The 10,898-nt window shown below is 77.3% G+C and carries 2 protein-coding genes and 10 pseudogenes; all 12 read left to right on the top strand.

Annotated elements, in window-relative coordinates:
- Window positions 1–264: 264 nt before the first annotated feature.
- A pseudogene (locus FF86_RS36055) lies at window positions 265–3,152 on the top strand (acyltransferase domain-containing protein); the annotation flags it as partial.
- Between the two features lie 19 nt (window positions 3,153–3,171).
- A pseudogene (locus FF86_RS66760) lies at window positions 3,172–4,391 on the top strand (zinc-binding dehydrogenase); the annotation flags it as partial.
- A 1-nt stretch (window position 4,392) separates the two neighbouring features.
- On the top strand, window positions 4,393–5,901 hold a 1,509-nt coding region (locus tag FF86_RS36045; protein ID WP_206778968.1), incomplete at its 5' end, for a type I polyketide synthase.
- A 60-nt stretch (window positions 5,902–5,961) separates the two neighbouring features.
- A pseudogene (locus FF86_RS62590) lies at window positions 5,962–6,145 on the top strand (polyketide synthase docking domain-containing protein); the annotation flags it as partial.
- A 1-nt stretch (window position 6,146) separates the two neighbouring features.
- Window positions 6,147–7,103, top strand: a pseudogene (locus tag FF86_RS50440) (beta-ketoacyl synthase N-terminal-like domain-containing protein); the annotation flags it as partial.
- Between the two features lies 1 nt (window position 7,104).
- Window positions 7,105–7,158: pseudogene (locus FF86_RS50435) on the top strand (hypothetical protein); the annotation flags it as partial.
- A 1-nt stretch (window position 7,159) separates the two neighbouring features.
- Window positions 7,160–7,432, top strand: a pseudogene (locus FF86_RS50430) (ketoacyl-synthetase C-terminal extension domain-containing protein); the annotation flags it as partial.
- A gap of 1 nt (window position 7,433) precedes the next feature.
- Window positions 7,434–8,067: pseudogene (locus FF86_RS50425) on the top strand (acyltransferase domain-containing protein); the annotation flags it as partial.
- Window position 8,068: 1 nt separating this feature from the next.
- Window positions 8,069–8,582: pseudogene (locus FF86_RS50420) on the top strand (acyltransferase domain-containing protein); the annotation flags it as partial.
- A 25-nt stretch (window positions 8,583–8,607) separates the two neighbouring features.
- A pseudogene (locus FF86_RS50410) lies at window positions 8,608–10,563 on the top strand (polyketide synthase dehydratase domain-containing protein); the annotation flags it as partial.
- A 3-nt stretch (window positions 10,564–10,566) separates the two neighbouring features.
- Window positions 10,567–10,698 (top strand): annotated as a pseudogene (locus FF86_RS64155) (hypothetical protein); the annotation flags it as partial.
- A gap of 1 nt (window position 10,699) precedes the next feature.
- The coding region (locus tag FF86_RS50405; RefSeq protein ID WP_242418929.1) for a KR domain-containing protein at window positions 10,700–10,898 on the top strand (199 nt) is incomplete at both ends.

Here is a 10,898-nt window from a genome sequence, read left to right as displayed (position 1 = left end):
CTCACCGAACCCGCCGACTGGCCCACCACCCCCGACCGACCCCGGCGCGCCGCCGTCTCCGCCTTCGGCATCAGCGGCACCAACGCCCACCTCATTCTCGAACAGGCCCCCGAGGACGCCGCCGAGCCCGGCTCCGGTCCACCAGCCGACGGGCGACCGGCCGACGCCGGATCGGCCGACGGCCAACCAACCGACGGCGAACCAGCTGACGGCGAACCAGCCGAGACCGCCAGCGCTGGCCCCGGTCCCGACGCACTGCCCTGGGTGCTCTCCGCGCACTCGGAGTCGGCGCTGCGGGCGCGGGCGGCGCAGCTCGCCGAGCACGTCGCCGCCTCGGCCGGGGAGCCGGGCGGCCCCTCGGCGGCGGACGTCGGCCACGCCCTGGCCACCACCCGGACCCTGTTCGCGCACCGGGCCATCGTCGTCGGCGACGGCCCGGAGCAGCACCGCGCCGGACTGCTGGCGCTCGCCGCCGGGGACACGGCGGCGCACGTCGTCTCCGGCGTCGCCGGGCCGGCGGGCCGCACGGCGCTGCTGTTCACCGGGCAGGGCAGCCAGCGCGCCGGCGCGGGGCGGGAGCTGTACGCCGCGTCGCACGTCTTCGCCGCCGCGCTCGACGAGGTCACCGCGCATCTCGACGGCGCGGTCGGCCGGTCCGTGCGCGAGCTCATGTTCGCCGAGCCCGGGTCGGCGGCGGCCGACGAGCTGGACGCCACCGCCTTCACCCAGCCCGCGCTGTTCGCCCTCGAGGTCGCGCTGTACCGGCTGGCGGAGTCCTACGGGCTGCGGCCCGACCACCTCATCGGCCACTCCGTCGGCGAGCTGACCGCCGCCCACCTCGCCGGCGTGCTGTCCCTGCCGGACGCGGCCACGCTGGTCGCCGCGCGGGGCCGGCTCATGCAGAGCGTGCCCGCGACCGGCGCGATGGCCGCGTTGGAGGGCACCGAGGAGGAGATCGGCCGGCTGCTCGCCGGCGCGGCCGGGACCATCGGCGTCGCGGCGGTCAACGGGCCACGCTCGGTGGTCGTCTCCGGCGATCGTGACGCCGTCGAGGAGATCGGGCGGCGCTGGCGCGACGCCGGCCACCGGGTGCGCGGCCTGCGGGTCAGCCACGCGTTCCACTCCGGCCACCTGGACCCGGTCCTCGCCGAGTACCGCGAGGTCGTCGCCGGGGTGACGCTGCGCCCGCCGACGATCCCCATCATCTCGAACGTCACGGGACGGGTGGCGACCGACGCCGAGCTGACCGATCCCGACTACTGGGTGCGCCACCTGCGGGGGACGGTCCGCTTCCACGACGGGATCCGCACGCTGGCCGACCTGGGCGTCACCACCTACGTGGAGCTGGGCCCGGACGCGGTGCTCTCCGCCCTGGCGGAACAGGCCCTCGCGGAACAGTCCGTCGCGGAACAGTCCGTCGTCGACGCGGCGCCGACCCCGGATGCGGCCGCCGGCCCGGCGCCGAGGGTCGTCGCGCTGCTGCGCGCGAACCGCCCGGAGGTCCGCTCGTTCACCACCGCGCTGGCCCGGCTGCACGTCGACGGGGTCGCCGTCGACTGGTCGGCGGCGTTCACCGGCCGCCGGCCGCGCCACACGGACCTGCCCACCTACCCCTTCCAACGACAGCGCTACTGGCTGGACGCCCCGACCGGGACGTCGGGCCGCCCGGGCCTCGAGACGGGCGGGGTCGGCCCGGAGCACCCGGTGTTGACCGGCGCGGTCGAACTGGCCGACGGCGGCCTGGCGCTGACCGGCCGGCTGGACCCGGCCGCGCTGCCCTGGCTGGGTGACCACGCCGTGCGCGACACGGTGCTGCTGCCGGGAACCGCGCTGCTGGACCTCGCACTGACCGCGGCCCGCTACTGCGGCGCCCGCCGGGTGGAGGAGCTCGCGCTCACCGCCCCGCTGGCCCTGTCCGCATCCGGGGCGCTCGACGTCCAGGTCCTGGTCGGTCCGGCCGATCCGGCCGGCGGCGGCGCGCCCGAGGGGGTCGAGCGCCGGGCGGTCACGATCCACGCCCGTCCGGTCGCCGACCAGACCGACCCCCCGGGCCCGTGGCAGCGACACGCCACCGGCTTCCTGCGCGCGGACGACGGCGCCGCGGCGGATAGCGGCGGCACCACGGGTGACGGGGCGACGGCGCAGGACAGCGCCGAACCGGCCGTGGGCGCCGCGGCGGGCGACCGGGGCGGGGCATGGCCGCCGCCGGACGCGGTCGCGCTCGACGTCTCGGGCCTGTACCCGCGGCTGGCCGGCGGCGGATACCAGTACGGACCGGCCTTCCGCGGCCTGCGGGCGGCCTGGCGCCACGGGGACGACGTGCTCGCCGAGGTCACGCTGCCGGACGCGGCCGGTGGGCGGGATCGGTTCGAGGTGCATCCCGCCCTGCTGGACGCGGCGCTGCACGCCGTCGTCGGGCTGCTGCCCGGCGCCGAGGCCGCCGGCGAGGGCGACCGGTCGGCCGACGACGGCCCGGGCCGCATCCGACTGCCGTTCACCTGGCAGGACGTGACGCTCGCCGCGCGCGGTGCCGCGTCGCTTCGGGTACGGGTCTCCCCGACCGGCCCGGACACGGCGCGGCTGGCCGTCGCCGACGCGGCCGGAGAGCCGGTGGTGACGATCGGCGGGCTGACCCTGCGCCCAGTGGCCGCGCAGGTGTTGGCCGACGCCGGCCGGGCGGTCGCCGGCCGCGGCGGGGGCGACGCGATGTTCCGGCTCGACTGGCAGGCGGTGCCCCCGGCCGACCCTGCCGCCGACGCGAACCGCACCCCCGGCGACGGCGACGGCGACCGCGCCGGCGGCTGGGTGGTGATCGGGGCGCGGCGACCCGTCGACCTGGCGGCTCCCGACCGCGGCCCGACCGCGGCGCCGCCCGAGCCGGCGGACCTGCGTCTCCTGCCGGACCTGGCCGCGCTGCGGGCGGCGATCGGCGCCGACGGCCAGGCGCCCGCCCTGGTCATCCACCGACCGACCGCGGTCGAGTCGGCACCAGCCGACGCAACCCCTGCCGGCGCACCCCGAGCCGGCTCAACCCCTGCCGGCTCAACCCCTGCCGGCGCGGCAGCGGCCGGGGAGGCCGATCCGGTCCCGGCGGCGCACGCCACGGTCCGGGCGGCCCTGCACCTGCTGCAGGACTGGCTGCGCGACGAGCGNTTCACCGGATCCCGTCTCGTGATCCTCACCGAGCGGGCCGTGGCGACGGGCCCCGGGGAGGATGTCGCCGACCTCGCCGCGGCCGGCCTCTGGGGGCTCGTCCGCAGCGCGCGGACGGAGAACCCCGACCGGGTGGCGCTGCTCGACGTCGACGGCCGCGACTCCTCACGGGAGGCCGTCCGCGCCGCGCTCACCCTGCTCGCCGCGCGGCCCGCCGAGCACAGCGAGCTCGCGGTGCGCGACGGGGAGATCCGCGTGCCGCTGCTGGCCCCGCTCGGCACGCAGCCGGCGCTGCTCCCCCCGGCCGGCACCGACGCCTGGCGGCTCGACGTGACCGCCGCCGGCTCGCTGGACAACCTCGCCCTGCTGGCCGAGCCGGCGGCGCACCGGCCGCTGGCGCCGGGGGAGGTCCGCCTCGCGCTGCGCGCCGCCGGGCTGAACTTCCGGGACGTGCTGATCGGCCTGGGGATGTATCCCGGCGGGGCGCGCATCGGCGCGGAGGGCGCCGGCGTCGTGGTCGAGGTCGGCGCGCAGGTGTCGGACCTGGCGCCCGGAGATCGGGTGATGGGCCTGGTCCAGGGCACCCTCGGCCCGCTCGCGGTCACGGACCGCCGGCTGCTGACGGCGATCCCGCCGGGCTGGTCGTTCAGCCAGGCCGCCGGCGTCCCCGTCGCCTTCCTCACCGCCTACCACGGCCTGGCCGATCTGGCCCGGCTGCGCCGCGGCGAGTCGCTGCTGGTGCACGCCGCCACCGGCGGGGTGGGCCAGGCGGCGGTGCAGCTCGCCCGGCACTGGGGCGTCGAGGTGTTCGGCACGGCAAGCCCGGCGAAGTGGCCGGTGCTACGCGGGCAGGGGCTCGACGACACCCACATCGCCTCGTCGCGCACCCTCGACTTCGCCGACGCCATCCGCGCCGCGACCGGCGGCCGCGGGGTCGACGCCGTGCTCAACTCGCTGGCCGGGCCGTTCACCGACGCCTCGCTGCGGCTGCTGGCGCCGGGCGGGCGGTTCGTCGAGATGGGTAAGACCGACCTGCGGGACCCAGCGGCCGTCGCCGCGGACCTCGACGGCGGCTCCTACCAGGCGTTCGACCTGTTCGAGGTCGACCCGGCCCGCATCGGCGAGATGCTCGCCGACCTCGCGGACCTGTTCACCCGGGGGGCCCTGCGCCCGCTGCCGACGACAAGCTGGGACGTCCGGCACGCGCCGCAGGCGCTGCGCCAACTCAGCCTGGCCCGNCACACCGGCAAGCTGGTGCTGACGCTGCCCGCGCCGCTCGACCCGGCGGGAACGGTGCTGATCACCGGCACCGGGGCGCTCGCCGCGCTCGTCGCCCGCCGGCTGGTCACCCACCACGGTGTGCGGCACCTGCTCCTGGCCAGCCGCGGCGGCCCGGCCACCCCGGGCGCCGAGGCCGTGCGGGCCGCGCTCGCCGAGGCGGGTGCGACGGCCACGGTCGTCGCCGCCGATGTCGCCGACCCCGACGATGTGCGCCGGCTGGTCGCGGCGGTGCCGACCGACCATCCGCTCACCGCCGTCGTGCACACCGCCGGGGTACTCGCCGACGGGGTGGTGACGTCACTCGACGACCCGACGCTGGACCGGGTGCTGCGTCCCAAGGTGGACGGGGCCTGGCTGCTGCACCGGGCCACCGCCGGGCTGGACCTGGCCGCGTTCGTACTGTTCTCCTCGGTCGCCGGGCTGCTCGGCAACGGCGGGCAGGGCAACTACGCCGCGGCGAACGCGTTCGAGGACGCCCTGGCCCACCACCGGCGCGCGGCGGGGCTGCCGGCCGTGTCGCTGGCCTGGGGCCACTGGGCGCAGGCCGGGGGGATGGCGGGGCAGCTCGCCCCGGCCGACCTGGCGCGGCTGGCGCGCACCGGCATCGCGCCGATGTCCACCGCGCAGGGGCTCGCCCTGTTCGACCTGGCCCTCGACGGGGCGGGGGCGGCCGGGGCGGGGACGGCCGCCGGCGCGCAACCGCTGCTGATCCCGGCGCGGCTGGACCCGGCCGGCGCCGCCCGCCCGGCTGGCGGCGGGCTGCTGCGCGGGCTGGTCCACGTGCCGTCGCAGCGTTCCACCGCCGGCGCGGGTGGGGCCGTGGGCGCCGGCGCGGCCGGTGCGGCGACCCCGGCCGGCGCGGCGGGCACACCGGCGGCAGACCGGGCGGCGGCCCTCGTCGAGCGGCTGCGCGGGCAGGGCCCCGACGAGCAGCGCCGGGCGCTGCTCACCCTGGTCCGGACCACCGCGGCCGAGATCCTCGGCCACGCCTCGGCGGCGGCGATCCGGCCAGATCGCGGCTTCCTGGAGTCCGCCTTCGACTCGCTGAGCGCGATCGAGCTGCGCAACCGGCTCGCCCGGGAGACCGGCGTGCGCCTGCCGACAACGCTGCTGTTCGACCACCCGACGCCGGCCATCCTGGCCGCCCACCTGCGGGACACCCTGTCTGCAGACAGGCGTCTCCTGGGCGGGCGGCCCTCGGACGAGCGGCCCGCACCCGTCGACCTCGACGCCGAGATCTCCCGGCTGGAGGCGGCGCTGACCGGCCCGGCGGCGTCGACGCCCCAGGGCGCCGACGCGGTGGCCCGGCTGCGGGCGCTGCTGGCCGCGATGCCGGCCGCCGCACAGCCGACCGGCACCGCGGCGGACGACGACGAGGCCGACGCGACCCGGCTGACCGAGCAGATCTCCGGCGCCACCGACGACGAGATCTTCGACTTCATCGACCGAGAGCTCGGCATTTCCTGACCCGCCCAGCCCCCGCCGGCCGCGCGCCGTCGGCGCCCCCCGCACCGCGCCCGGCAGCACGTGCTCTCCGGTCCGCCCCGACTCCGCGCATCGAGAAGGCTGATACCGCACATGGCGAACGAAGCGAAGCTCCGCGACTACCTCAACCGGGTCGCCGCCGATCTGCACCAGACCCGCCAGCAGCTACGCGAGCAGGAGGCGGCCCGCCGCGAGCCGATCGCGATCGTCGGGATGAGCTGCCGCTNCCCGGGCGGGGTGAGCTCGCCGGAGGACCTGTGGCGCGTCGTCGACGAGGGACTTGACGTCACCGGCCCGTTCCCGACGAACCGCGGGTGGGACGTCGACGGGCTCTACGACGCCGACCCCGACCAGCCCGGGCGGACCTATGCCCGGTCGGGCGGGTTCCTCCACGACGCCCCGGAGTTCGACGCCGCCTTCTTCGGGATCTCCCCGCGGGAGGCCCTCGCCACCGACCCGCAGCAGCGCCTGCTGCTGGAGACCGCCTGGGAGGCCGTGGAGCGGGCCGGGATCGACCCGATCTCGCTGCGCGGCTCCGCGACCGGGGTGTTCGCCGGGGTGATCGCCCAGGAGTACACCCCGCGGCTGCACCAGCCGACCCCCGAGCGGGTCGACGGATACGTGCTCACCGGCAGCACGACCTCCGTCGCGTCGGGCCGGGTCGCCTACGCGCTGGGGTTGGAGGGCCCGGCGGTGACGGTGGACACCGCCTGCTCGTCGTCGCTGGTCGCGATCCACCTCGCCGCCCAGGCGCTGCGCGGCGGGGAATGCACCCTGGCCCTGGCGGGCGGCGTCACCGTCATGTCATCGCCGGGCATGTTCGTGGAGTTCTCCCGCCAGCGCGGGCTGGCCCCGGACGGGCGGTGCAAGCCGTTCGCCGCCGCCGCCGACGGCACCGCCTGGGCCGAAGGCGTCGGCCTGCTCGTGCTGGAACGGCTGTCCGACGCCCAGCGGCTCGGCCACCGCATCCACGCGGTGATCCGCGGCAGCGCCGTGAACTCCGACGGAACGTCCAGCCAGTTGACGGCGCCGAACGGGCCGTCCCAGCAGCGGGTCATCCGCGCGGCGCTGACCGCCGCCGGCCTCACCCCCGCCGACGTCGACGCCGTCGAGGCCCACGGCACCGGCACCACCCTCGGCGACCCCATCGAAGCCCAGGCCATCCTCGCCACCTACGGCGCCGANCGCCCCGCCGACCGCCCCCTCCGGCTCGGCAGCCTCAAATCCAACATCGGCCACNCCCAGGCCGCCGCCGGCGTCGGCGGCATCATCAAGCTGATCGGCGCGATGAGCCACGGCCGGCTACCGAAGACGCTGCACGTGGACGCGCCCACCCCCCACGTCGACTGGTCCCCCGGCACCGTCACCCTGCTCACCGAACCCGCCGACTGGCCCACCACCCCCGACCGACCCCGGCGCGCCGCCGTCTCCGCCTTCGGCATCAGCGGCACCAACGCCCACCTCATCCTCGAACAGGGCCCGATCCCGGCGGGCGGGGACGCGGCGGTCGGGGNCGACGACGCGGGCCCCGACCCAGCCGTCCGAGGTCGGGCACTGCCCTGGGTGCTGTCGGCGCGCACCGCCGAGGCCCTCGGCGGGCAGGCGGGCAGGTTGGCGGCGTTCGTCGACGCGCATCCCGGGCTCGCCCCGGTCGACGTCGGCCGGGCGCTGGCCACCACCCGGGCCGCGCTGGAGCACCGGGCGGTGGTCGTCGCCGAGGATCCGGCCGGGTTCCGAGCCGGGCTCACCGCCCTGGCCGCCGGTTCCGGCGGGCCGGCCGGAGCGGCGGGGACGGCGGGGACGGCCGGCGTGGAGGTGATCGCCGGGGTGGCGACGCCGGACGGCGCGACCACCGGCGCGCGCATCGTGCGCGGCGTCGCCGACACCACCGCCACCACCGTGTTCGTCTTCCCCGGCGCGGGCACCGCCTGGCCGGCGATGGCCCGCGAACTGCTCGCCACCAGTCCGGTCTTCGCCGGGCACCTCAACGCCGTCGCCGCCGCCCTGGCCCCGTACATCGACTGGAACCTGCTCGACGTCCTGCAGCAGCGGCCCGGCGCGCCCACCCTCGACCGCGTCGACGTCTCGCAGCCCGCCGTGTTCGCGGTGCTGGTCGCCCTGGCCCGGCTCTGGCAGCACCACGGGGTGNACCCGCACGCCGTCGTCGGGCACAGCCAGGGCGAGATCGCCGCCGCGCACATCGCCGGCGCCCTCACCCTCGACGACGCCGCCCGCGTGGTCGCCCTGCGTGGACAGATCCTCGGCGCGCTGCCCGATCCGGGGGCGGTGGTGTGGGTGAACCTGCCCGCCGACCAGGTCCGCGAGCGGCTCGCCCGCTTCCGCGACGGGGCCGCCCCGGTGTCCGTCGCCGTCCTCAACAGCCCCACCAGCACCGCCATCGCCGGCAGCGACGAGGCGCTGGCCGAGTTCGTCGCCGGCCTGCGGGCCGAGGGCATCCGCACCAGAGACGTCCCGGTGGGCTACGCCTCGCACTCGGCGTGGGTCGAGGCGGTCCGCGACGAACTGCTCACCGCGCTCGCCCCCATCCGCCCCCAGCCGGCCACCATCCCCATCCTGTCCACCGTCACCGCCGACTGGATCGACCCCACCACCCTCACCGCCGACTACTGGTACACCAACCTGCGCCAACCCGTCCTGTTCGANNCNGCCACCCGCGCCCTGCTCNNNGNCGGCCACGACCTGTTCATCGAGATCAGCCCCCACCCCGTCCTCACCACCGCCCTCGCCGAAACCCTCGACACCACCCCCGACCTCCCCGGCCCCGTCGCCATCACCGAAACCCTGCGCCGCGACACCGGCGACCTCACCAAGATCCACACCTCGCTGGCGCAGGCGTACGTCCGCGGGGCCGGCCTCGACGCCGCGACGGTCTACGCCGGATCCGGCCATGAGCACGTGGACCTGCCGACCTACGCGTTCGCGCGGCGGCGGTTCTGGCTGGACGCCTCGTCCACCTCGCCCAGCGGCGACGCCGCCGGGCTGGGGCTGGGCTCCGCCGGCCATCCCCTGCTCGGCGCCACCGTGCGGCTCGCGGACTCGGACGGGGCGGTGTTCACCGGTCTGCTGTCGTTGCGCACTCACCCGTGGCTGGCCGACCACGTCGTGTTCGGGTCGGTCGTGCTGCCGGGCACGGCTCTGGTGGAGCTCGCGGTGCGGGCGGGTGACGAGACGGGCGTGCCCGTCGTCGAGGAGCTGATCGTCGAGGCGCCGCTGGTGCTGCCGGAACGCGGCGGGCTCCAGGTGCAGCTCACCGTGGGTGCACCCGACGGCGGCGGTCGCCGGCCGGTCAGCATCCACACTCGGGCCGAGGACGCGCCCGCGGAGGCACCGTGGAACCGACACGCCCACGGGGTGCTACGCGCCCCGGAGGCGGCGGACGGCGCGGCGGACGCCGCCGGAGGATCGCCGGCGGGGTCGACAGCGGGGTCATCGGCGGGGTCGTCGGCGGTGTGGCCACCCGCGGGCGCCGTCCGGGTCGACACCGGCGATCTCTACCCGTCGTTCGCCGCGGCCGGGCTGGCCTACGGTCCGACCTTCCAGGGTCTGCGAGCGGCGTGGCGGGACGGCGAGGACCTGCTTGCCGAGGTCGCCCTGCCCGCGGACGCCCTCGACCGCGCCGGCGCCTTCGGTCTGCACCCCGCGCTGCTGGACGCGGCACTGCACCTGACCGGCCTGCCGGACGCCGCGACGGCCCTCGCCGGCCCGGCGGACTCCGCGGGACCCGCGGACGGCAGCGGTACGGGCGCCGGGCGCACCCGGCTGCCCTTCGTGTGGCGCGGAGTGCGGCTGCACGCGTCGGGCGCCAGCGGGCTGCGAGTCCGCCTGCGGGTCAGCGGCCCGGACCAGATCACCCTCACCGCGGTGGATGGCACCGGCGCCCCGGTCGTGTCCGTCGCCGGCCTGGCGCTGCGTCCGGTCACCGCCGAGCAGATCCGCTCGGCGCCCGGACCCCGGCACGACGCGTTGTTCGCTCTGACCTGGCCGGAACTCCCGGCCGTGCCGACCGGTGGCTCCCCGACCGGTGGCTCCCCGACCGGTGGCTCCGAGACAGGCAGCGTCGGCCAGGGGACGGCGGGCGGGTCGGCCGCCGGTCCCTGGGCCCTCGTCGGTCCGGTCGCCGACCCGGACCTGGCCCCGGTCGCGGCGGCGCTACGCTCGGCCGGTCGCAACGTCGACATCGTCGCAGACCTTGACGAGCTGACCGCCCGGATCGACGCCGGCTCCGCGGTGCCCGATCTGGTCGTCGTCGCTCCCCGCGCGGCGTCCCCCGCCGCGACCGACTCGGCCGCGGACCCCGCCACGGTTCCGGCGCTGACGCGGGCCGCCGCCGCGGACACCCTCGCGCTCCTGCAACGCTGGCTCGCCGAGCCCCGCTGGGCCGAGGTGCCCCTCGCCCTGCTCACCTCGGGCGCGGTCAGCATCGCCGGCGAGGACGTCGACCTCACCACCGCACCCCTGTGGGGGCTGGTGCGCACCGCGCAGAACGAGCATCCGGACCGCATCCTGCTGCTCGACACCGACCGCGACCCGGGATCCGCCACCGCCCTCCCGGCCGCGCTCGTCACCGCCCTGGCCAGCGGCGAGAACCAGCTCGCCCTGCGCCGCGGCACCATCCACGCCCCANGCCTGGCTCGCGCCGCGACCGCCCCGGCCTCGGACGACGCCGACCCGGCGGGCTGGGATCTCGACCCCGACGGCACCGTCCTCATCACCGGCGGCCTCGGCACCCTCGCCCACCACCTCGCCCACCACCTCATCNCCCACCACCACACCCGCCACCTCCACCTCACCAGCCGCACCGGCCCCGACCACCCCCACGCCCAGACAATCCGCACCGAACTCGAAAACCTCGGCGCCACCATCACCATCACCGCCACCGACACCACCAACCCTCACCAACTCCAACACCTCCTCGACACCCTCGACCCCCACCACCCCCTCACCGCCGTCATCCACAC

The organism is Frankia sp. CpI1-P (assembly GCF_001421075.1).
GTDB lineage: Bacteria > Actinomycetota > Actinomycetes > Frankiales > Frankiaceae > Frankia > Frankia torreyi.
The sequence above is the reverse complement of the archived record's forward strand: the minus strand, read 5'-3'. Positions and strand labels throughout refer to the sequence as shown.